Here is a 22,868-nt window from a genome sequence, read left to right as displayed (position 1 = left end):
TTGTGCAAAAGAAAAGTCGTGTAAGGTGCCCAACGCACAGCTTGCCCGCCAATGCTCAACAACTGGGCCAGGGTTAGTAACGGTAAACAGTGGATGGATAAAGCAGCGTCCACCCTACGTGGCAGCCGTGGCCGCGATCCGCACTAAACCCCGCGCAGGACCGAATCTCACGCATTAAAAAGCCACCTGACGGTGGCTTTTTAATTACTGCGACTAGTCGCCGCGATACTCGCAGCCACTGGTACAGGTTTCATGGATGCGAATGCGTGATAGCTCGGGTAGCAAGGGCTTTAGCTCCTGCCAAATCCACTTCGCAAGGACTTCACTGGTCGGGTTCTCAAGACCAGGAATATCATTTAGATAGTTGTGGTCTAGCTGCTCGTATAGCGGCTTGAATATGGCTTTAATCTCAGAAAAATCACGAATCCAGCCGGTATACGGATCAACCTCACCCTCGATATAAACCGCAACCTTAAAGGAGTGCCCGTGTAGGCGACCACACTTATGGCCGTCAGGAACGTGAGGAAGGCGGTGCGCCGCTTCAAACATGAACTCTTTGAACAATTCCACTGGTTTACTCTCTGCAAGACATCTCTACAAACGTATTGAGCGGCGCAGTGTAGCGTGCCGCGTAACTGCGCTCATATTAACAGTTTGGGTGATCTCACGGGGTGTGCCGCTGGCAATCTGCGCATAGCTGGGGCGTGAGCGGTTAATCATGGTGTTTGATTAACCGCTGTGTGTTGGTTTGTTGTGCAACCAACATAGGCCGCAACATACACCAATGATCGGGCGAGCTTGATGCCGCGCCATTGGCGTTTACACGCGAAACTGCCCCAGTAAGGCGCTAAGTTGTGTGGCGAGTTGACCTACATGCTCACTGGCTTTATTCGATTGCTGCGCTGCGGTTGCATTCTCATGGGCGAGGCCAGCAGCTTGAGTGACATTCTGATTGATATCGTCAACGACATGCGACTGCTCTAAAGTCGCACTGGCGATCGAGGCGTTCAGCCCAGTTATGTTTTTTAATGAGTGGGCGATCTGATCCAGGCTCACTCCCGCCAAATTAGCTTGTTCAATCGTCAGTTGAGAGGCTTGGCTGCTTTCATTAATGACCTTCACTGCAGCTTGTGAGTTGGTCTGCAAGCGCTCGGTCATGGTTTGAATTTCAGCGGTTGACTTCTGTGTGCGCTGGGCCAGTAAGCGTACCTCATCAGCAACAACGGCAAATCCTCGACCTTGTTCGCCCGCTCGGGCAGCCTCAATCGCAGCGTTGAGCGCGAGTAGATTGGTTTGCTCGGCGATTGAGCGAATCACTTCAAGTACGCTGCCAATCTGTGTGCTTTCTTCTGCAAGAGTGTTCATTACCGTAACTGCATTGTCGATCATTGCGGACAGCTGTTCGATTTGCTGCAGGCTCGACTGGATATTGCTCTGGCCTTGTGAGGCTTGTTGTTCGGCTGAGAGAACTTCGGACGATGCATGTTCGGCGTTTTTAGCCACGTCCTGAACCGCGTAAGTGACCTGGTTAATCGCGGTAGCCACTAATTCCATTTGCTGAGATTGTTGCTGGCTATGGTTGTGGGCGTCTGTTGCCACGTGGTCTAGCGATTGCGCGGCCTGAGTCAGCTCTGATGCTGAATCAAGGGATTGCTTGATAACTTGGCGTAGCTTGTTGGTAAATGCATTGAAGTGCTGCGCCAGGGCGGTTAGCTCATCGTTGCCGTGGGTGTCCAGACTACGCGTCAGATCACCTTCACCGCTGGCGATATTGGCCATGGCGCTGACGGCCTGATTCAACGGTTTGGAAATGCTGCGGGCAATGAGGGTGACGACGAAAGTCATCAGTAGCATCAAAGTCAGGCCGATTATCAGAACACGAGTAGCCTGCGCTGCAAACTCACTCTGCAGATCATCAACATACACACCTGAACCAATAATCAAACCCCAAGGCTCGAACAACTGGACGTAGGAAATCTTTGGCACGGGCTCACTTGCACCGGGCTTGGGCCAGCGGTAATCGACCTGACCTGCACCTTTGGCCTTAGCAATACTGACCATTTCATTGAACAATGCTTTGCCGTCTGGGTCTTTGAAGGTCGAGAGGTTCTGACCTTCGAGCTTTGGGTTGGTGGGATGCATGATCATGGTTGGAGTCAGATCATTGATCCAAAAGTATTCGCTTGAGTCGTAACGCAGGCCACGGATTATTTCCAAAGCCTGCTCTTGCGCATCTTCATGCTTAAGCGTGCCTGCGGTTTCGAGCGTGTAGAAGTACTTGAGGACACCTGTCGCACTTTGCACCAGGTGCTGGGTTTTTTCAGCTTTGCCTGCATACAGATCACTATGAATTTGCTTGAGCAATACGCCACCCAAGGTCAGGAGCATGACGATTGCGACAACAAGTATCAGCCATAGGCGACGGCTGATTGGTAGGCTACGTAAGCTGTTCATAGGGAAACACCTGATTGTTATTATTGGAGCTGGGCTGACTTTTTGGGCATTTCCCTATGCCATCTATGCAGATTTACGCCGAAACACGCTGAGTAAACATCAAGTAACCGGCTATAAATTGCTAATTCTCTGTTAGCATTTCGGCCCGAAACGCAGAAACCTGAGGGCTCACGGATAATTTGTCTGTGGAGATGGGCTCGTGTTGCGCAAGTCCAATTCAATAGCGCCAGTAATGCTTCATAATTTAATTTTTGTGCGGTCAGTAAACCCGCGCACATTGGGAGATCGGATGGACGTGTGGTTGGCCATACAGGCATTGATATTGGGCGTTGTTGAAGGCATTACCGAGTTCTTACCCGTGTCCAGTACCGGACACCAAATCATTGTTGCAGACCTGATTGGTTTCGGTGGTGAGCGGGCAATGGCTTTCAATATCATTATCCAGCTTGGCGCTATCCTTGCCGTTGTCTGGGAATACCGGCAGAAAATTCTCGATGTAGTTGTTGGCCTGCCCAAAGAACCTCAGGCACAACTCTTTACTCGCAACTTATTAATCGCTTTTTTCCCAGCGGTTATTCTTGGCGTGTGCTTTGCCGACTTGATTCATGAATACCTGTTTAACCCGATCACGGTCGCTTCAGCATTGGTTGTCGGTGGTGTGGTCATGCTCTGGGCAGAGCGTCGCAAGCATACTATTCATGCTGAAACGGTCGATGATATGACCTGGAAAGACGCACTCAAGATTGGCTTCGCGCAGTGTCTGGCGATGATTCCCGGCACGTCACGTTCAGGCGCGACAATCATTGGTGGCCTGTTGTTTGGGCTCTCACGCAAGGCGGCGACTGAGTTTTCGTTCTTTCTGGCAATGCCGACCATGGTCGGTGCCGCAGTTTACTCGGGCTACAAGTACCGGGACTTGTTCCAACCGGCTGATCTGCCAGTATTTGCAATTGGCTTTGTGACTTCGTTTATTTTCGCGATGATTGCGGTACGTGCATTGCTGAAGTTTATCGGTAATCACAGCTATGCGGTCTTTGCGTGGTATCGGATTGGCTTCGGGTTGCTGATTTTGGCAACTTGGCAGTTGCATTTGATTGATTGGAGCACCGCTCAAGGCTAGCTGTTGTAGCCTTGAGGCAAACACTGCTCAAAGCATGCAGTAGCTTGATTAGTGAGTCGTTTCGATGAGTTCTGAACGCTTATCCCATTCAGCAAACGGCACCACCCAAGAGGTGGTGCAGCGCTATCATCTTGCATGGAAAGCTAGCGATCTTGATGCGGTGATGGCTCTGTATCACCCGCAAATCGAGTACAACGACTTCTTTCAGAACCGGGTATTTCACTTCGGCCAGTTGCGTGAATATGTACGCAGTTCAATGCCTCTCGAGCCGCAAGAAGTGCTCGAGCATACTGACCGAATCCGTTTTGATGACGATACTGCATTTATTCAATATCGGATTACGTTATGCGGTGGCCCTGGGCTTGTGTCGTTTCGCTCTAGCGAGGCAATTACTATTCGCGACGGGTTGATCTGGAGGATCAATGAATACGCGTCGCTGATACATGAGCAACATGCCGATAACAGTAAGCCCGATAGCCGTCGTCCAGCGACTAGTCGACTTGGTTTGTCGGCGCGACAATTAGGGATTCTTGCACTTGATCTGCAAGAGTACTTCGCCAGTGCGCAACCTTATCTGGATCCCGGTTTAAACCTGCAACAGGTTGCTGTCCAAACCGGGTATAGCCGTAATCAGATCTCTTACCTGTTGAATCAAGTACTAGGCCAAAGCTTTTACCGTTATGTAAATCACCAGCGGCTTAAGCACCTATTAGTATCAATCGATCATTTACCGCAGTCAGCCAAAATTGACGACCTAGTGTTTGCCGCTGGCTTCAACTCGCTCTCAGCCTTTTATACATGCTTTCGTTTGCACCTCGGTATTACGCCTAAGGCATACCTGAAACTGCCTAGCCAAGAGCAAAGTGCGCTGCGAGTCCGCGTGCAAGAGAGCGCTTAACTCAGGCTGACGCAGAGTACAGACTGCCCACAACTTCAGTATTCTTGTAGGCTTTGGGTTTGGCATGGGGTTACGGTCTAATCATGGAAGTACGCGGCTCAATCAAAAGCTGGAACGATGACAAGGGTTTTGGTTTTATCCGACCAGAGCAGGGCGGCCAAGAAGTATTCGCACATATCTCGGCAATGCGAGGTGACCGCCGACCGGTTGCAGGTGACCAAGTGATGTTCATCGCCGGTAAAGATGACAAGGGCCGTTTACGTGCAGAGCATCTGCGGCTTGCCGGTGAGCTTTCAATTGATCAACCCAATATCCGTCGTAAGCCGCCTGCCCCAGCTGATCAGCGGCAAAAAAATGTGGTCAAGCAGCGCAAGGGTTCCAGCAAGCAACCACGGCGTAAACTCTCTGCACCTATTCAAAACCTGGGGGGCAAAACGCTGATCTTTGCAGGGTTATCTGTATTGCCGTTACTTGGCAGTTTACAGCTGCTCTTTAACGCAGGAATTACCTGGGTGTTGCTGGCTTATCTGGTGATGAGCTTAGTCAGCTTTGTTCAGTACTGGAGTGATAAAGCCAAAGCCATGCGTGGCGCGTGGCGAACACCAGAAACTACGCTGCACTTGGTCGAATTACTAGGTGGCTGGCCTGGTGCGTTGGTCGCGCAGCAATGCTTTCGGCATAAAACCCGGAAGGGCTCTTACCAGTCAGTTTTCTGGTTAATCATTATTGCCCACCAGTTGTTTTGGTTGGATTGGTGCGTGCTGGATGGCGAGTATTTAGGTGATTTTATCCGCGCCTATGCACCACGCTCATGGGGCTAATCCGCAAGCCGATCTGTTTGCGCTTTGAAAGTTTTCCGACCACCAACTGGTGCGAGCGGGTGATCAGCTCGCGCAACTCGTTATCGCTAACCGGTAATGGGTCGCAAGCCATGCTGATCCAGCTTGCACGGGCTAGATATGGTGCTGGGCGGATTCCGGGACGATCAACAAAGCCGAGAAACAAGTCGTTATCAACCTTGAACGCCAGGTTGTCACCGAGGAAGTTGATGATCGCGAACATCTTGTTTTCCGCGATCGAGAACACCTGGTTTTCGCCCCATTTGTAGTCAGTACGGGCGCCCGGCAATTGCAGACAAAATGCAGCGATTTGTTCGCGTGTCATCTGTTTGTTCCCGTGTCAGAGTCGGCTCTAAGGAACCTCTGAAAAAGGTAGCGAGCGACGATAGGACAAGGCAAAAAACTGCGAAAAAGCGGAGTTTACGTGTTGTAAATGAGCATTTTGAGCAGTGTTTTAACGCAGTAATATCGAGCGCAGTAGTTTTTCAGAGGTTCCCTAAGCGCTTGAGCGCTTCTCTAAACGCAACAATGCAATGGTCATTAGCATTCCAGTCAGCGCCAAGCAGGCGGCGACCATAAAGATTGAGCCAAAGCCGAAGTAGCCAGCAATGGCGCCCATTAGCGGGCCAGCGATACCCAGCGATAAGTCAAAGAATACTGCGTAAGCGCCAAGCGCTGAGCTGCGACTCGCTGCTGGAATACGCGAGATGACTTCAACTCCAAGCGCCGGATACACCAGCGATAAACCAAAGCCGGTGAGGGCGGCGCCACATAAGGTGATCCATGGGGTTGCCGCGAGCCAGATCAGCAGCAAGCCAATGCATTCGATTAGTAAACATACCGTTGCAACACGATAACCGCCGCGTTTTTTGATCGTGCTGGAAAACAACAAGCGGGCAACAATAAATGCGCAACCAAAGGCACTCAGACAATAAGCTGCGTTGCTCCAGCCACGGCTGTCGTAATACAGCGTGATGAACGTTGCGATAGTGCCGAAGCCAATTGAGCCGAGAGCCAAAGCTACACCGTTTGGCGCAACTTTCATAAAAACCCGGCTAAATGCCAAGCGCGTGCCCTGAATAATTGGGGCAGGGGTTTTGATTCGTGCCAACAAAAAGGCTCCGGCAGCCAATATCATGGTCAGGCTGCCGATGCTCCAAAGGCCGATACTGGACACCATCATCACGCCCAACGGTGCTCCTAATGCGACTGCGCCATAAGAGGCAATGCCGTTCCATGAGATCACGCGCGCCGTGTTTTCCGGGCCAACCCTGCCAATGCCCCAGCTGATTGAGCCAGTACCGACCAAACCCTGGGATACGCCGAGAATGACCCTGCCGACTAGCAGCAATATCAAGCTGGCCAAAGGGAATGCAATTAAATAGGTGGCGAGCAGAGTTACTGCCCCGCTTACTGAGCAGCCAACAAGGCCATAAAGTACGCCTTGTTTGGCGCCTAAACGATCGGCGATAGAGCCGGACATAGGGCGGGTAAGCAGGGTTGAAAAATACTGTGTGCCGATCACCACGCCAGCCAGTACTGAGCTATAGCCAAGGTCGTACAAAACGTAACCGGGAAGCACCGCAAGCGGCAGGCCTATGCACAAAAAACTGATAAAGGTAAAAGATACGATGGTCAGAATCTGCAGGGTTGAGTTATCTGCTGGCGTTTGCGCGGTCGTCATTTAGCGGCCCATGTTGGCAATGGCGGCGGAAGGTCTCGATGATTGCTCATCATACAACTGAAAACAAAGCGTGCTAACGAATATTTCAAGGTTTAGCGCGTATTGCAGGTGGGCTAGTCGTTGAAGCGATCGGTATCGCACAACTTCGGGCGCAGGTGTAATGTGCCCGAGGTTATATGTAAACCAACCTGCCTTTAGCTATGGAGCAATACCCATGTCGTTGTCCATGTACCAAGCAAGCGTTCCGGTTTTTGTCCGTATGTTGAGCAATCTCGACGCAATTCTCGATAAGGCGTTGGCGCACGCTGAAGCTGAAGGTTTTGATCCGTGTGTATTGGTTGATGCGCGGCTTGCGCCAGATATGTTCGAAATGGCGCGTCAGATTCAAATTGCAACAGATGCGGCCAAAGGCTGCGTGGCGCGTCTGGCTGGGGTTGATGTGCCGAGCTATGTCGACAGCGAGGCAACGATTGCTGAACTGAAACAGCGCATTGCCAAAACTGCAGCTTTTGTTGAGTCATTCAGCGCCGAACAGATTGATGGCAGCGAAGACAAAACTATCAACATCAAGCTGCCTTCGCGCGAGCTAAGTTTCACTGGGCAGGTGTTCTTGCTGCATTTTGCTCTGCCAAATTTCTACTTTCATATCAGCACTGCCTACGGAATCTTGCGCCACAATGGTGTGAAAATTGGCAAGATGGATTTCCTCGGCGCGGTCTGAAGTTAATCAGCAAGCTCGTGAGATAGTCTGTTTTTACTGGCTTGCAGCCGATACGGCGAGAGCATGATGGATCCATTAAAGACGCAATTGCTGGAGGCGATTGAGAAGTTGCCGGGCATAGAGGTTGTAGTCTGGCGCGAGCGGTCTGACGGTTTTACAACGCTTAACTATCGAGGCAAGGAGATTGCTCATTTTCATCACGACAATGAGCTTGACCTTGCCCTGGGAAAAGAGTTGATCAAACAGCAAGGCTTGAACCACCCGCAAGACTCGATCAAGCACCCAAAACGCTCTGCTTCATCTGCCTATATCGAGCTGCGTTATAACAGCTCTAGCCAAGTGGATGAGGTGGTTCGGCTGCTTAAGCTGGCAATCATTCAACGCAATAAATAGTAACCGCTGCCTGAGCCAAGGCCGGCAGCGGGCGCCTGTTAATCGCGGCGATGGACTGATTGCCCCGCAGCGAAGGTTTCTTTCACGGAGCGATCATCACCGAGAATGGTCAAGGCAAATAGCTTTTCTTCCAGTGTCTTGGCTTGCTGCATGCGGTAATCAATCAACGGTGTGGACTTATAGTCCAAGACAATAAAGTCGGCGTCCTTGCCGCTTTCAAAGTTACCGATCTTGTCATCCAGATACAGTGCATTGGCGCTGCCAAGCGTTGCCAGATACAACGACTTGAATGGATCAAGCTTGAGGCCTTGTAGCTGCATGATTTTGTAGGCTTCGTTCAGCGACTGCAATTGCGAGAAGCTGGTGCCACCACCGACGTCGGTGCCCAAGCCGACACGAACGCCATGCTGCTCAAGTTTCTTCAGGTCAAACAAGCCGCTGCCAAGGAACAGGTTTGAGGTCGGGCAGAAGGCAATTGCCGAGCCGGTTTCGCTCAAGCGTTTGCATTCGTCGTCACACAGGTGCACACCGTGGGCGAAAACTGAGCGCGCACCGATCAGCTTGTAGTGATCGTAGACGTCCAGGTAACCACTGCGTTCAGGGAACAGCGCTTTAACCCATTCGATTTCCTTGAGATTCTCAGACAGGTGCGTGTGCATGTATAGATCAGGGAACTCGTGGTACAGCTTACCTGCAAGTTCCAGCTGCTCTGGGGTGCTGGTCGGCGCGAAGCGTGGGGTGACTGCGTAGTGCAGGCGACCCTTGCCGTGCCAGCGTTTAATCAGTTCCTTGCTGTCGGCATAACCGGACTCAGCTGTGTCGGTCAGGTAATCGGGGGCATTGCGATCCATCAGTACCTTGCCTGCGATCATGCGCAGATTGAGCGCCTCGCTGGCCTCGAAGAATGCGTCAACCGACTGCTTGTGCACGCTGCCGAAGACCAGTGCGGTTGTGGTGCCGTTGCGCAGCAACTCCTTGAGAAAAATACCGGCGACATCGGCCGCATGGGCTTTGTCGGCAAACTGCTGTTCAGTCGGGAAGGTGTAAGTGTTGAGCCAATCCAGCAACTGCTCTCCGTATGAAGCGATCATGCCGGTTTGCGGATAGTGAATGTGGGTATCGATAAAGCCGGGCGTGATCAATGCATCGGGATATTCGGTGATCTCGATGCCGTTAAGCGAGCTGAGCAAATCAGCAGCATGGCCTACCTTGACAACGCGGCCGTCTGCAACGATCAGAATACCGTCCTCAAAGTACTCATAAGATTGCTCGATACCTACCACAGCGGGGTCGGCAAGGCAGTGTAATATGGCGGCGCGGTAAGCTTTTGCAGGGCTGGACATAATATTCTCGGCAGTCTGTTAGTCAGCCGCTACCCGCCGGAATCACAGGCAGATAGCGTTGGAATTAAGTGTGTTTCAAGCGTGATTACGGCGTGAGGCCGGTAATAGTTGAGCAATTGGTCCGGCGGCTTTACTGTGCTTTTGCTCGCCAAAATGTGCGTTGTAGGTGGCGATGATTTCGCCAGCAATCGAAACCGCAATTTCGACAGGTAACTTGCCTTTGACTTCGCCTAAACCCATTGGACAGCGCATACGCTGAACGACTTCAGGGCTAAAGCCACGATCACGCAAGCGGTGTTCAAACTTGACGCGCTTGGTTTTTGAGCCGATCAGGCCGTAATAGGCAAAGTCATCGCGTTTAAGAATCGCGGCGCTCAGCTCAAGATCGAGTTGATGGTTGTGGGTCATGACGATGTAATAACTACCAGCGGGCATGTTATCGACTTCATCGACGACTTCATCGTTGACGATTTTCTCGGCACCGGCTGGGATCTGCTCTGGAAACTCCGCTTCACGCGAGTCGATCCAGCGTACTTTGCACGGCAAGCTGGCCAGCAATGGGACCAGTGCACGACCCACATGACCGGCGCCAAACACGGCGATTTGCGCCTGCGGCTGGCCCATCGGTTCAAACAGCAATACCGTCGCGCCTCCGCAGCATTGGCCCAAGCTTGCGCCTAGACTGAAACGTTCGAGGCGAGTGCTCTGAGTGCCGCTTTCGAGCATCTCGCGGGCCATTTCCATCGCTTTGTATTCAAGATGCCCACCGCCGATGGTTTGGTAAATGCGTTCAGCGGTGACCACCATTTTCGAGCCAGAGTTGCGCGGAGTAGAGCCGCGCTCATCAATGATGGTGACCAGTACGCAAGGCAGGCCTTGCTCTTGTAGTTCGGCGAGGGTGCTGATCCAACTCATTTTCTCAGCCTCCAGCTGTGCAAAGGTTTGGCAGGGCGTGACAAACACCAGCTAGCAACGCGTGGTTGCGGCTCTGCGGCGGTTGTTGGCTCCAGCAGAAACAACGGCGGCAACGTCTGGGTTGGCGCTTTGCTTGTTTCGGTTAAGTTTTCGCTGGTCATTGTCATTGTTGTTCACCATTGAGAAAACATCTAATCAAGCTGAACGGCACGGTAGCGCGCCGTTCAGCAAGCACGCTTAGACGGGTTCCACAGCTTCTCGAGCAACGGATTTGGCTGGTTGCAAACTTTGCTTCATCTGTTCAACACCCCAAAGCACGCGTTCAGGGGTTGCTGGTGCATCGATATCTGGCTGCCGGCGATAGTCAGCCAAGCTGGCGACGGCATCTTTAATCGCGCACCAAACAGCAATACCCAACATGAAGGGCGGTTCACCTACGGCCTTTGAGTGGAATACCGTGTCCTCTGGATTTTTCCGGTTCTCGACCAGTTTTACCCGCAGATCCAGCGGCATGTCGGCGATGGCTGGAATCTTGTAGCTGGCCGGACCATTGGTCATCAGCTTGCCTTTACCATTCCAAACCAACTCTTCCATGGTCAACCAGCCCATGCCCTGAACGAAGGCACCCTCAACCTGGCCAATGTCGATTGCCGGGTTTAGCGACGCGCCGACATCGTGAAGAATGTCGCTACGGAGCATTTTGTATTCACCGGTCAGGGTGTCGACTATTACTTCGGAGCACGCAGCGCCGTAAGCGAAATAGTAGAAAGGACGGCCTGCAGCTTTGTCACGATCGTAGAAGATCTTCGGCGTGCGGTAGAAGCCTGTGCTAGACAATGAAACCTGAGCAAAGTAGGCCTGCTGGATCACTTGATCAAAGGCAATGAACTGATCACGCACGCGAACTTGGCCGTTGCGGAACTCGATGTCTTCTGCGCTGACTTTATGCTCACGCACCAGAAATTCGACCAAGCGTTGCTTGATGGTTTCAGCGGCGTTCTGTGCGGCTTTGCCGTTTAGGTCGGCGCCGCTGGAAGCTGCTGTCGGCGAAGTGTTGGGCACTTTGTCGGTATTGGTCGCGGTAATCTGGATGCGTGAAATATCGACCTGGAACACTTCAGCCACGACCTGCGCGACCTTGGTATTGAGGCCTTGGCCCATCTCGGTGCCGCCGTGATTGAGATGGATGCTGCCATCGGTATAAATATGCACCAGCGCGCCCGCTTGGTTGAGGAAGCTGGCGGTAAAGCTGATACCGAATTTCACCGGTGTCAGCGCCAAGCCTTTTTTCAGTACCGGGCTTTGCGCGTTGAAGGCGCGAATTTCTTCGCGACGCTTGCTGTAGTCACTGCTGGCTTCGAGTTCGCTGGTCATTTCGGCCAGCATGTTGTGTTCTACCGTTTGGTAGTAGTGAGTCACATTGCGGTCGTTTTTGCCGTAATAGTTGAGCTTGCGTACTTCGAGCGGGTCTTTGCCCAGTGCGCGGGCAATATGATCCATCACCTGCTCGATAGCGACCATGCCTTGCGGGCCGCCGAAACCACGGTACGCTGTGTTTGAAGCCGTGTTGGTCTTGCAACGGTGGCCATTAATGGTCGCGTTGCCAAGGAAGTAAGCATTGTCAGAGTGGAACATCGCCCGGTCGACGATAGAGCCTGACAAGTCGGGCGAATAGCCACAGTTACCCGCCAGCTCAAGCTGAATACCGTGCAGCAAGCCATCGTCGTCGTAACCAACGTCGTATTCGACATAGAAGGGGTGGCGCTTGCCGGTCATCTGCATGTCTTCAACACGCGGCAGGCGCATTTTTGTTGGCCGACCAGTGAGATGCGCAACCACGGCGCATAAACACGCGGGGCCGGCAGCTTGGGTTTCCTTGCCACCAAAACCACCGCCCATGCGGCGCATGTCGATGACGATTTTGTGCATCGCCACGCCCAGCACTTCAGCGACCAGCTTTTGCACTTCGGTGGCGTTCTGCGTTGAGGTATAGACAATCATCCCGCCGTCTTCGGTAGGCATCACCGAGGAGATCTGGGTTTCCAGATAAAAGTGCTCTTGCCCACCGATGTGCAGGCTACCTTGCAAACGGTGCGGCGCGGTTGCCAAGGCGCCAGCAGAGTCGCCAATCTTGTGCTGGTGGCTGTCGAGCACAAAATGCTTCTTACGCAGCGCATCGACCACATCAAGCACGGGTTCAAGGTCTTCGTACTCAATAATCGCCGCCATTGCTGCCTTGCGTGCGGTTTCCAGGCTATCGGCGGCAACTGCGAGCACTACTTGTCCAACGAATTCAACTTTACCGTCGGCAAGTAACGGGTCACCTGGAGCCACTGCACCGATATCCAGTTGGCCGGGCACGTCTTTGCTGGTGATGGCAATGGCAACGCCTGGAATCTCATAGCACGGCGCCGTATCGATTTTAATAATGCGCGCGTGCGCACGGTCGCTCATGCGTGCGTAGATATGCAACTGGTTGGGAAACTCCAACCGGTCGTCGACGTAGGTGGCTTCGCCTGAAACGTGCTTGGCTGCGCTTTCGTGTTTGACACTGCGGCCAACACCGGTGGTGAGGTCGGCGCGGAACAGCTCAGCCAGTTCGGCCTGAGTTTTTTGAATGATGTGATTAGACATATGCAGTCACCCGCGTCTCAACTTCTGGAGCTTGCATTTCAAGGAAGAACTTACGCAGCAGGTTTTGTGCGATAAGCAGGCGGTATTCTTTACTGGCGCGGAAATCGCTCAGTGGTGTGAAGTCTTCAGCCAGAGCCGCACATGCTTGTTCGATAACTCCTGGATACCAGGCTGCGCCGTTCAAGGCAGCTTCACAGGCCGCGGCGCGCTTGGGAATCGCGGCCATGCCGCCGAAGGCGATGCGCGCGTTTTGCACCACACCGTCTGCCACTTCGATATTGAAGGCTGCGCAGACCGCAGAAATATCATCGTCCAAACGCTTAGACACTTTATAGGCACGGAATGCACGATTTGCTTGTGCACGAGGCACGATGATCTTCTCGATAAACTCGGCTTCCTGACGAGCCGTAACCTTGTAATCAATAAAGTAGTCTTCGAGCGGGAGCGTGCGCGACTCATTGCCTTTGCGCAGCACAATCTGCGCGCCAAGGGCAATGAGCAGCGGCGGGGCGTCGCCAATCGGCGATGCATTACCGATGTTGCCGCCAAGCGTGCCCTGATTACGGATTTGCAACGAGGCAAAACGGTGCAGTAACTCACCGAAGTCCGGGTAATCTTTGGCCAGTGCCGAGTAACAATCGCTCAGCGCTGTCGCAGCGCCAATCTCAATTGTCTCAGCGTTGATCTCAATGCGCTTCATCGACTCGATGTGGCCGACGTAGATCATCACTGGCAGTTCTCGGTGGAACTGGGTGACCTCAAGCGCTAAGTCAGTGCCGCCTGCAAGCAAGCGCGCTTCAGGGTTGGCGGCGTAGATATCGGCCAGATCGGCCACGGTCAGCGGCAACAGGCAGCGTTTGTCACCACTGTTGAGTTCGGCGGTTTCAAGCGGAGCGATGCCTTTGAGCAAGTCAATGGTTTGCGCTTCGGCAGTGTCGAACTGGTCGGGTTGTTTCTGGCAGCAGGCTTGTTCCGCAGCGTCGATAATCGGCCGGTAGCCGGTGCAGCGACACAGATTGCCAGCAAGTGCTTCGAGGGTTTCAGCCTTGTTGTAGCCGTTGCTGTTCTTTTGCAGGGCAAATAACGACATGACGAAACCAGGGGTGCAAAAGCCGCATTGCGAGCCGTGGCAATCAACCATAGCCTGCTGCACGCTGTGCAATTGGCCCTGATGTTTCAGGTCTTCAACGCTGATGAGTTGCTTGCCGTGCAGCGAAGAAACAAAGGTCAGGCACGAGTTAAGTGTGCGATAGCGAATGCGCTCGCGACCCTCTTTAATCTCAAGTTCGCCAACCACTACGGTGCAGGCGCCGCAGTCTCCAGAAGCACAACCTTCTTTGGTACCGGGTTTGCCAAGGTGCTCACGCAAGTAATTGAGCACAGTGACGTTGGGGTCGAGTTGCTGCTCAGTGCGCAGCTCCCGGTTAAGTAAAAACTGGATCAAGGAAGACCTCCAGGCATTTTATTGTTGTCTTTGAGCGGCTGATTTCTGGTTTAAGGCTGGCTGAGGAGAAGTCAGCAATGCTCCAGGCGACTCGCTTTTAACTAAATCTAGTGATTTCTGACTTTTGGGTCAACTAATATTTGACTCTTTAGTCAGCCCATTTCATGCCGCAAGGTTATGAGTGAGTCAGTTGTCTATAAATCTTCGAGTAATACTGCTGGATTTGTGCCAAACCGGGCATTGCCTCGCGGGGGGCGTGGGTTGCTGGATTGCAGTTGTGTACACTCGCCTCAACCCTGTAATTGCTGCACGAATCGCCATCGCGGGTAAGTTTGTGCATTGGATTGGTGCGTACAAAGCGATGCTGTTCAACTTGCCTCTGCGCAAGCTGTGAGGCAGCGTCTGGAGCGGTAAAGCCCTGTGTTACACTTTGGCGCCTGCGAATGAGTTTCAGCACTACAAGCCAGTGGCCTGTAAGTGCTTGGTGCAACCTCTTGGTGGTTGCGCTGTAACGGTCATGCGTAACAGGCGCCAGTCGAATATTTGCAAGCACCCTTTAGGTTTTAAGGAAAACCATGACCTTCAAGGCCCCGGATAGCCTCGCTGAGCAGATTGCGCAGCATTTGTCAGAACGTATTATTCGCGGCGAATTGCAGGCGGGTGAACGAATTCAAGAGCAGAAAGTGACCCAACTGCTCAATGTCAGCCGAGGGGCAGTGCGTGAAGCGCTACTGATACTGGAGCGCCGCCACCTGATTATCATCCAGCCACGACGCGGGGCTCAGGTTTCTGAACTCACTGCGCACAATGTTAAAAGCCTGTATGCGCTGGTGGTTGAACTCTACGGTTTGTTGGCTTGCACCGTTGCACGCGGTTGGCGCGAGCAAGCAGATCTGGCGCCGTTCCTTGCCATCCAAAAGCGCCTATCGGTTAATTACCAACAAGATGACATTAACGCCTTCGTGGATAACAGCTTCGACATCATGCGCGCGGCCTATCGGTTTTCAAACAATTCTTACCTGCAAGACATCGTGGAAAACCTACTGCCAGCGATCAGCCGCACCTATCATTTGGCCTTTGAGTTACGGCGCAGTGAAATGGGGCAGTTTATCGATACCTTTACTAGGCTGTTGCAAGCGATCATTGAACGCGATGAACATCAGGCACGCGAAGTGCTAAAAAGTTACTGCGCACATAATTCTAAACTGGTGCTGGCAGCATTAGCTGAACGCTAAGGAACGCTTTGCATGCGGCTGAAGTCGATCAAACTCGCAGGTTTCAAATCATTCGTCGACCCGACCACGGTGACTTTTCCGAGCAATATGGCGGCGGTTGTCGGGCCGAACGGCTGTGGCAAGTCGAATATTATCGACGCCGTTCGTTGGGTTATGGGCGAAAGTTCGGCGAAGAACCTGCGTGGCGAGTCGATGACCGATGTCATCTTCAACGGCTCGAACACACGCAAGCCCGTGACTCAGGCCTCGATCGAGCTGATTTTCGATAACTCCGACTCCACTCTCGTCGGTGAGTACGCCGGTTATGCCGAAATTTCAATTCGCCGCCGGGTAACTCGCGACAGCCAAAATACCTACTTTCTCAACGGTACAAAGTGCCGGCGGCGCGACATTACCGATATCTTTCTGGGCACGGGTCTGGGGCCGCGCAGCTATTCGATTATCGAGCAGGGCATGATCTCCAAGCTGATCGAGGCCAAGCCCGAGGACTTGCGCAACTTTATCGAAGAAGCGGCAGGTATTTCAAAATACAAAGAGCGCCGTCGTGAGACGGAGAACCGGATTCGTCGCACCCATGAAAACCTTGCGCGCCTGACTGATTTGCGCGAAGAGCTGGAGCGCCAGTTGGAGCGTCTTCACCGTCAGGCCCAGGCTGCTGAGAAATATCAGGAATACAAGGCGCAAGAGCGCCAACTCAAAGCACAGCTCACGGCTCTGCGCTGGCAGGCCCTGAATGAGCAGGTGGGGCAGCGCGAGTCGATTATCCGTGATCAGGAAGTTGGCTTTGAGGCATTGGTTGCCGAGCAGCGCAATGCGGATGCCAGTATCGAGCGTTTTCGTGATGGCCACCATGAACTGTCTGAACAGTTCAATCTGGTGCAAGGCCGGTTTTACTCGGTGGGCGGTGATATTGCCCGCGTTGAGCAAAGTATCCAGCATGGCCAGCAGCGCGTGCGCCAGTTGCAGGATGATCTCAACGAAGCGGAGCGCTCACGTCAGGAAACCGAGTCGCATCTGGGCCATGACAGCACCTTGGCTGCGACACTCGGCGAGGAGTTGGCGCAACTTGAGCCTGAGCAGGAACTGACCGCTGCTGCGGCTGAGGAGTCAGCAGCAGCGCTTGAACTGGCTGAAACCGCCATGCACGGCTGGCAAGAACAGTGGGAAGTGTTCAATCAGCGCTCGGCTGAACCTCGCCGCGAAGCGGAGGTGCAACAGTCACGCATTCAGCAGCTGGAGCAGAGCCTTGAGCGTTTAGCCGAGCGTCAGCGTCGCCTCAGCGATGAGCTAGAACAGCTTGCTGCCGACCCTGAAGACGCGGCAATACTTGAGCTGGGTGAACAAGTTGCAGTAAGCGAACTAAGCATCGAGGAGTTGCAGGTCGCGGAGGCTGAACAAGGTGAGCGCTTGCAGGTGCTGCGTGGCGAGCTGGCGCAAGCTGGCCAAGCGCAACAACAGGCTCAGGGCGAGCTGCAACGATTGCAAGGTCGACTGGCGTCGCTGGAGGCTTTACAGCAGGCAGCATTAGAGCCGGGGCAGGGCGCCGCTCAATGGTTGGGGGCGCAGCAGTTGCTCAGCCGTCCACGCCTGGCTGAAGGGTTACGGGTTGAGAGTGGCTGGGAACTGGCTGTCGAAACGGTGCTTGGCGCAGACCTGCAAGCCGTGCTGCTGGATGATGGCGTTAACCTGGAAGAGCTGGATTTTTCAGGTTTTGAGCAAGGTGATCTGCGCCTGCTCAGCCCTGCAGTAAATGGTCAGAGGGTTGCTGGTAGTCTGCTCGACAAGGTTGAGTCGGCGTTCGACTTAGGCCCTTGGTTGGGCAGTGTTCGCCCGGTTGCGGACCTTGATCAAGCACTGGCTTTGCGCAGTAGTCTGGGCAGTGGCGAGAGCCTGATCAGTCGTGATGGTTATTGGGTCGGTAAACACTTCTTGCGTGTGCGGCGTGCCAGCGAAGCTGAAAGTGGCGTGCTGGCGCGGGGGCAGGAGCTTGAACGGCTTAGCCTTGAATGTGCTGAGCGTGAAGCTGCACTGGGCCTGCTCGAAGAGCAATTGTTCAATCTTGCTGAAAAACAGACTGCTCATGAAGAACTGCGTGAGCAGCAGCGGCGCCAGTTGCAAGATCAGTCACGGCACTTGGGTGAGCTCAAGGCGCAGTTGTCGGCGACTCAGGCCAAGGCCGAGCAACTGTTGTTGCGGCGTCAGCGGCTCGACAGCGAGTTAACCGAGCTGTCTGGCCAGCGCCAACTTGAGCAGGAACAACTCGGTGAATCTCGCCTGCAATTACAAGAGGCGCTGGATACGATGGCGCAGGACAACGAGCAGCGTGAAGCGTTGCTCGCCAGTCGCGATCAGTTGCGTGAGCAGCTTGATCGAGTTCGCCAAGATGCGCGTCAGCACAAAGACCACGCTCACCAATTAGCGGTGCGCTTGGGCTCACTGCGTGCGCAATATGACTCGACGCGACAAGCGCTGGAGCGCTTGCAGTTGCAGTCTCAGCGCCTGCATGAGCGGCGTGAACAACTCAACCTAAACCTCGAGGAAGGCGCAGCGCCACTCGAAGAGTTACGGATCAAACTTGAAGAGTTGCTCGACCGTCGAATGGGAGTCGAAGATGAGTTGAAGCTGGCGCGCTTGACGCTTGAGGATGCTGATCGGCAGTTGCGCGATGCTGAAAAGCGTCGGACCCAGGCCGAGCAACAATCTCAGCTTTTGCGAGGTCAGCTTGAGCAGCAGCGTATGGAGTGGCAATCGCTGACAGTGCGACGCAAAGCCCTGCAGGATCAACTAGCTGAAGATAATTATGATCTGCATGGTGTCTTGGCGACGCTGCCGAGCGAGTCCAGTGAGAAATCATGGGAAGAAGAACTGGAGCGCATGGCTGCACGGATTCAGCGACTCGGACCGATTAACCTCGCCGCGATTGATGAGTATCAGCAGCAATCCGAGCGCAAGCGCTATTTGGATGCACAGGATGCAGATTTGGTCGAAGCGCTGGAAACCTTGGAAAACGTCATTCGCAAGATTGACCGCGAAACGCGCAATCGCTTCAAGGAGACATTCGATCAGATAAATGGCGGTTTACAGGCACTATTTCCAAAGGTTTTTGGTGGCGGCACAGCTTATTTGGAACTCACGGGCGAAGATCTACTCGATACTGGTGTAACAATCATGGCGAGGCCGCCCGGCAAGAAGAACAGTACGATTCATTTGCTCTCCGGTGGTGAGAAGGCATTGACTGCACTGGCGCTGGTTTTTGCAATCTTTCAGCTTAATCCTGCACCGTTTTGCATGCTTGATGAGGTGGATGCACCGTTGGATGATGCCAACGTTGGACGTTATGCGCGCTTGGTCAAAGAGATGTCCGAGAAAGTGCAGTTCATTTACATCACTCACAACAAGATCGCCATGGAAATGGCTGATCAATTGATGGGGGTGACGATGCATGAGCCGGGCTGTTCGCGTTTGGTTACGGTGGATGTCGAAGAGGCGTTGGCGATGGTGGATGCCTAGCCATGTTGCTCAGCTTGGACGTTGATGCTTGAGGGTGGATTGATCAAGTTTTGAGCAAAATGTTACAGGTAACTTGATATAAGGTGTTTTTTTCACCTTTTCATCGTTTTAGCCTACTGTTGTAGTGTGTTTTCAAACTCACCGGCAGTGTAAAGTTACCTTTCGTCGTGCTAGCTTAATGCCCACTTTTGTTACACGTGGAATATGCCAATAAGAACATAGAGTTGGTGCCACGTTTTTTGAGTTATCGGAGCAGAGATTGAATGCTTCCGTTGTGTATATTAATTGTCATTAGGGGTTAAGGTATTTCATGGAATTCGGTCTACGCGAGTGGCTGATCGTTATCGGCATTATTGTAATTACTGGCATCTTGTTTGATGGCTGGCGCCGGATGCGTGGCGGTAAAGGTAAGCTGAAGTTCAAGCTTGATCGGAACTTGTCCAACTTACCGGATGAAGATAGTGATCCTGAGTTGCTGAGCCCCCCGCGTGTAGTTGATAAACAGCATCAAGAACCTTCGTTGGATGAGCATGACTTGCCGTCTATGAGTGCGCGTGAGTCGAGCCGTCGTCGCAGCAATGAGCCGCAGCAAGGTGACTTGAACCTGGATGTAGACGAGCCTGTACCTACACTGCTCAATCCCGTTGACGAGGACCTCAACTCTGGTGAGTCGACAAAGGCCGCCAGTAAAGATCAAGCGCCTGTTGATGAAGTGTTGGTCATCAACGTGATTGCCCGTGATGCCAATGGTTTTAAAGGCCCGGCATTGCTGCAAAATATTCTGGAAAGCGGTTTGCGTTTCGGTGAGATGGATATCTTCCACCGTCACGAAAGCATGGCCGGCAATGGCGAAGTGTTGTTCTCAATGGCCAATGCACTCAAGCCCGGCACTTTTGATCTGGATGACATCGAAGGCTTCAGTACTCGCGCTGTGAGCTTCTTCCTGGGTCTGCCGGGGCCGCGTCATCCTAAGCAAGCTTTTGATGTAATGGTGGCTGCTGCACGTAAACTTGCCCATGAGCTTAACGGTGAACTCAAAGATGATCAGCGCAGTGTGATGACCGCGCAAACCATCGAGCATTATCGTCAGCGTATCGTCGAGTTTGAGCGTCGTCAGCTGACCAACAAGCGTTAAGCGCAACTTACATTCGCGTGATTTCCAGAAAGCAGCTTTGGCTGCTTTCTGTGTTTCTGAGAGACCAACATGACTGACGCCGCCCAACGTATCTTGCAGCTCCGCGCCGAGCTGGATCAGCACAATTATCGTTATCACGTGCTCGATGAGCCAAGCATTCCTGACGCTGAATACGACCGCCTGTTTCACGAGCTCAAAGCGCTAGAGGCTCAGCATCCCAACCTGGTCACTCCTGACTCGCCAACTCAGCGGGTCGGTAGCTTGGCGCTGTCGGCGTTCGGCGAGGTCAAGCATGAAGTGCCCATGCTCAGTCTGGGTAATGCCTTCGAAGAGGCAGACTTGGAGAGTTTTGATCGTCGCGTCCGTGAGGGGTTGGACCTGCCTGCTGACGATGGGGTGAACGGTGATCTGTTTGGTTCGGCCCAAGAGGTTGAATACAGCTGTGAGCCTAAGCTGGACGGCCTTGCAGTCAGCCTTCTGTATGAAAACGGTATGCTGGTGCGTGGCGCTACACGCGGTGACGGCAGCACTGGCGAGGATATCAGCGTCAACGTGCGTACCATCCGCAACGTGCCGCTGAAGCTGCAAGGTGAAGGCTGGCCGCAGGTGCTTGAGGTCCGTGGCGAAGTGTTTATGTCCAAAGCCGGATTTGAAGCGCTTAACGCCAGGCAAATGGAGCAGGGCGGCAAGGTATTTGCCAACCCGCGTAATGCCGCCGCTGGCAGCCTGCGCCAACTGGACTCGAAAATTACCGCCAGTCGCCCGCTGGAATTCTGTTGCTACGGCATCGGCCGGGTGCAGGGTGATTTGCCTGAAACCCATATCGGTATTCTGCACGCGCTCAAAGATTGGGGCATGCCAATTAGCCGTGAGTTGAAGTTGGCGAAAGGGGCACAAGCGTGTCTCGATTACTACCGCGACATCGGTCAGCGTAGAGCGGCACTGGCCTACGAGATTGACGGGGTGGTGTTCAAGGTCAACAGCCTGGCCCAGCAGCGCGAGCTTGGCTTCAGGGCGCGTGAGCCACGTTGGGCCATCGCTCATAAATTCCCGGCGCTAGAAGAGCTGACTGAACTGCTTGCGGTTGAATTTCAGGTCGGTCGTACGGGGGCGGTAACCCCTGTTGCGCGGTTAAAGCCGGTCAAGGTCGCTGGCGTTACGGTGTCGAACGCTACGTTGCACAATATGGATGAGGTTGCCCGCCTTGGTCTGATGATTGGCGACACGGTGATCATTCGTCGAGCGGGCGATGTCATTCCGCAAGTGGTGCAGGTGGTTACCGAGCGGCGACCAGACTGGAGTCCGCAAGAAGTTCAGCAGCGCAGCGTCAAGGTTCCAGAACAGTGTCCGGTGTGCGGCTCTGCTGTTGAGCGTACGCAACTGGTTAAGCGTAGCAAGGGTAAGGAGTCATTTACTGAAGGCTCAATCTACCGCTGCGTGGGCCGTCTGGCCTGTGGCGCTCAGCTCAAGCAGGCAATCATCCACTTTGTTTCGCGCCGGGCCATGGATATCGAAGGCTTGGGCGAGAAGAGCGTTGAGCAGCTGGTTGATGAGGGTCTGGTTAATTCGCCAGCGGATTTATACACCCTGACCTTCGAGCAGATCGTTGGGCTGGAAGGCTTTGCTGAGTTGTCGAGTAACAACCTGCTTGAGGCCATCAAGCAAAGCCGTAAGCCGACGCTGGCACGGTTTATCTATGCCCTTGGCATACCTGATGTAGGCGAAGAGACAGCCAAACTGCTAGCTCGCGCCTTGGGCTCGCTGACGCGTATTCGTCAGGCTTTGCCCGAGGTGTTGACCTATTTGCCTGATGTCGGCCTGGAAGTGGCGCATGAGATTCATAGTTTTTTTGCAGATGAACATAATCAGTCGGTAATCAGCCAGCTAATTGCCCGAGGTATCGAGTTACAAGAAGAAGGTGATTTGCATCCGGAGTTTGCAGCCAGCACCACGCTCGCCGGTTTTATCGCCAAGTTGAACATCGCTTTTATTGCGGCGACAGGTGCCGAACGACTGGCCAGTAAGTTTGGTTCAGTACAGGGCATTATTGATGCCGATTGGCTGGATGTACGCCAAGTTGAGCGACTCAGCGAAAAGGCGGCTAAATCATTACGCGAGTTCTTTGATAACCCAGTTAACGCGCAGCATGCGCTAGCTATAGAGAAACAGTTGCTTGAGTTCGGTATGCACTGGCAGAGCGAAAAAAAGCAGCTCGAAGGCTTACCGTTGGCGGGGCAGACTTGGGTGCTGACCGGCAGTCTCGAAATCATGAGTAGGGATGTCGCCAAAGAAAAGCTTGAGGCTTTGGGGGCGAAGGTCGCTGGTTCGGTCTCGGCTAAAACCAGCTGCGTGGTTGCCGGTCCCGGTGCGGGCTCAAAGTTGGCGAAGGCTAATGACTTGGGCTTGAGAGTGCTGGATGAAAATCAGTTTCTGGCCGTGCTGGCCGGTTACGGTGTGACGGTCTAGGCAGAGTAACCGCTCAAGTATTCAGATGAATCGACTTGAGCGGTGCATCGTGCGGGCCTACTGCTTGATAAGGCCTC

At 53.4% G+C, this 22,868-nt stretch carries 17 protein-coding genes and 1 pseudogene; 9 read left to right on the top strand and 9 right to left on the bottom strand.

Annotated elements, in window-relative coordinates; genetic code table 11:
* Positions 1 to 213 precede the first annotated feature (213 nt).
* The 3 genes and pseudogenes from queD to ACN0UH_RS12255 form a co-directional block, all read right to left on the bottom strand.
* Positions 214 to 570 carry a 6-carboxytetrahydropterin synthase QueD gene (gene queD, locus ACN0UH_RS12265; RefSeq protein ID WP_087516607.1) on the bottom strand — a complete coding sequence of 119 codons (357 nt, stop codon included), beginning with the start codon at positions 568 to 570 and terminating at the stop codon, positions 214 to 216.
* Positions 571 to 819: 249 nt separating this feature from the next.
* A complete protein-coding gene (locus tag ACN0UH_RS12260; RefSeq protein ID WP_417662300.1) occupies positions 820 to 1,554 on the bottom strand; it encodes a methyl-accepting chemotaxis protein in 735 nt (244 codons plus the stop codon).
* A gap of 120 nt (positions 1,555 to 1,674) precedes the next feature.
* A pseudogene (locus ACN0UH_RS12255) lies at positions 1,675 to 2,388 on the bottom strand (cache domain-containing protein); the annotation flags it as partial.
* 355 nt (positions 2,389 to 2,743) lie between these two features.
* Here ACN0UH_RS12255 and ACN0UH_RS12250 point away from each other — a divergent pair.
* The 3 genes from ACN0UH_RS12250 (at position 2,744) to ACN0UH_RS12240 (ending at position 5,293) form a co-directional block, all read left to right on the top strand.
* A complete protein-coding gene (locus ACN0UH_RS12250; RefSeq protein ID WP_417662291.1) occupies positions 2,744 to 3,574 on the top strand; it encodes an undecaprenyl-diphosphate phosphatase in 831 nt (276 codons plus the stop codon).
* 64 nt (positions 3,575 to 3,638) lie between these two features.
* Positions 3,639 to 4,472 carry a helix-turn-helix domain-containing protein gene (locus ACN0UH_RS12245; protein WP_417662290.1) on the top strand — a complete coding sequence of 278 codons (834 nt, stop codon included), beginning with the start codon at positions 3,639 to 3,641 and terminating at the stop codon, positions 4,470 to 4,472.
* A gap of 83 nt (positions 4,473 to 4,555) precedes the next feature.
* Positions 4,556 to 5,293, top strand: coding sequence for a DUF1294 domain-containing protein (locus ACN0UH_RS12240; RefSeq protein WP_417662289.1), 738 nt, complete (start codon positions 4,556 to 4,558; stop codon positions 5,291 to 5,293).
* On the opposite strand, the gene ACN0UH_RS12235 is transcribed toward ACN0UH_RS12240, so the two are convergent.
* Positions 5,259 to 5,636: an MmcQ/YjbR family DNA-binding protein gene (locus tag ACN0UH_RS12235; protein WP_417662288.1), complete on the bottom strand. Its 378-nt coding sequence runs from the start codon at positions 5,634 to 5,636 to the stop codon at positions 5,259 to 5,261. The two genes, ACN0UH_RS12240 and ACN0UH_RS12235, sit on opposite strands and share 35 nt — an antisense overlap.
* 171 nt (positions 5,637 to 5,807) lie before the next feature.
* Entirely contained in the window at positions 5,808 to 6,995 is a 1,188-nt protein-coding gene (locus ACN0UH_RS12230) for an MFS transporter (RefSeq protein ID WP_417662287.1), read from the bottom strand.
* 214 nt (positions 6,996 to 7,209) lie between these two features.
* Here ACN0UH_RS12230 and ACN0UH_RS12225 point away from each other — a divergent pair, with 214 nt between their 5' ends.
* Positions 7,210 to 7,716, top strand: a complete 507-nt coding sequence (locus tag ACN0UH_RS12225; protein WP_417662286.1) for a DUF1993 domain-containing protein — start codon at positions 7,210 to 7,212, stop codon at positions 7,714 to 7,716.
* Positions 7,717 to 7,779: 63 nt separating this feature from the next.
* Positions 7,780 to 8,109: a luciferase family protein gene (locus tag ACN0UH_RS12220; RefSeq protein WP_417662285.1), complete on the top strand. Its 330-nt coding sequence runs from the start codon at positions 7,780 to 7,782 to the stop codon at positions 8,107 to 8,109.
* A 38-nt stretch (positions 8,110 to 8,147) separates the two neighbouring features.
* Here ACN0UH_RS12220 and guaD read toward each other — a convergent pair whose 3' ends face one another.
* The 4 genes from guaD to xdhA form a co-directional block, all read right to left on the bottom strand.
* Positions 8,148 to 9,452, bottom strand: a complete 1,305-nt coding sequence (gene guaD, locus ACN0UH_RS12215; protein ID WP_417662284.1) for a guanine deaminase — start codon at positions 9,450 to 9,452, stop codon at positions 8,148 to 8,150.
* 75 nt (positions 9,453 to 9,527) lie between these two features.
* Complete coding sequence (gene xdhC, locus ACN0UH_RS12210) at positions 9,528 to 10,367, bottom strand: xanthine dehydrogenase accessory protein XdhC (RefSeq protein ID WP_417662283.1); 840 nt, start codon at positions 10,365 to 10,367, stop codon at positions 9,528 to 9,530.
* Between the two features lie 237 nt (positions 10,368 to 10,604).
* On the bottom strand, positions 10,605 to 13,001 hold the full coding sequence (gene xdhB / locus ACN0UH_RS12205; RefSeq protein WP_417662282.1) for a xanthine dehydrogenase molybdopterin binding subunit: 2,397 nt from the start codon (positions 12,999 to 13,001) through the stop codon (positions 10,605 to 10,607).
* Positions 12,994 to 14,445 carry a xanthine dehydrogenase small subunit gene (gene xdhA / locus ACN0UH_RS12200; protein ID WP_417662281.1) on the bottom strand — a complete coding sequence of 484 codons (1,452 nt, stop codon included), beginning with the start codon at positions 14,443 to 14,445 and terminating at the stop codon, positions 12,994 to 12,996. The genes xdhB and xdhA overlap by 8 nt, the downstream gene beginning before the upstream one ends.
* Positions 14,446 to 15,020: 575 nt before the next feature.
* Between xdhA and ACN0UH_RS12195 the strand changes: the two genes are divergently transcribed.
* The 4 genes from ACN0UH_RS12195 (at position 15,021) to ligA (ending at position 22,791) form a co-directional block, all read left to right on the top strand.
* Complete coding sequence (locus ACN0UH_RS12195; RefSeq protein WP_417662280.1) at positions 15,021 to 15,680, top strand: GntR family transcriptional regulator; 660 nt, start codon at positions 15,021 to 15,023, stop codon at positions 15,678 to 15,680.
* 12 nt (positions 15,681 to 15,692) lie between these two features.
* A complete protein-coding gene (gene smc / locus ACN0UH_RS12190) occupies positions 15,693 to 19,190 on the top strand; it encodes a chromosome segregation protein SMC (RefSeq protein WP_417662279.1) in 3,498 nt (1,165 codons plus the stop codon).
* 310 nt (positions 19,191 to 19,500) lie between these two features.
* A complete protein-coding gene (zipA, locus tag ACN0UH_RS12185; protein ID WP_417662278.1) occupies positions 19,501 to 20,325 on the top strand; it encodes a cell division protein ZipA in 825 nt (274 codons plus the stop codon).
* A 69-nt stretch (positions 20,326 to 20,394) separates the two neighbouring features.
* Positions 20,395 to 22,791 (top strand): NAD-dependent DNA ligase LigA, encoded by a 2,397-nt coding sequence (ligA, locus tag ACN0UH_RS12180; RefSeq protein ID WP_417662277.1) that lies wholly within the window; start codon positions 20,395 to 20,397, stop codon positions 22,789 to 22,791.
* Positions 22,792 to 22,868: the final 77 nt, after the last annotated feature.

Source organism: Pseudomonas sp. (genome assembly GCF_048265905.1).
Classification (GTDB): domain Bacteria; phylum Pseudomonadota; class Gammaproteobacteria; order Pseudomonadales; family Pseudomonadaceae; genus Aquipseudomonas.
Note: the sequence above shows the minus strand (reverse complement) of the source record. Positions and strands in the feature narration are given on the sequence as shown.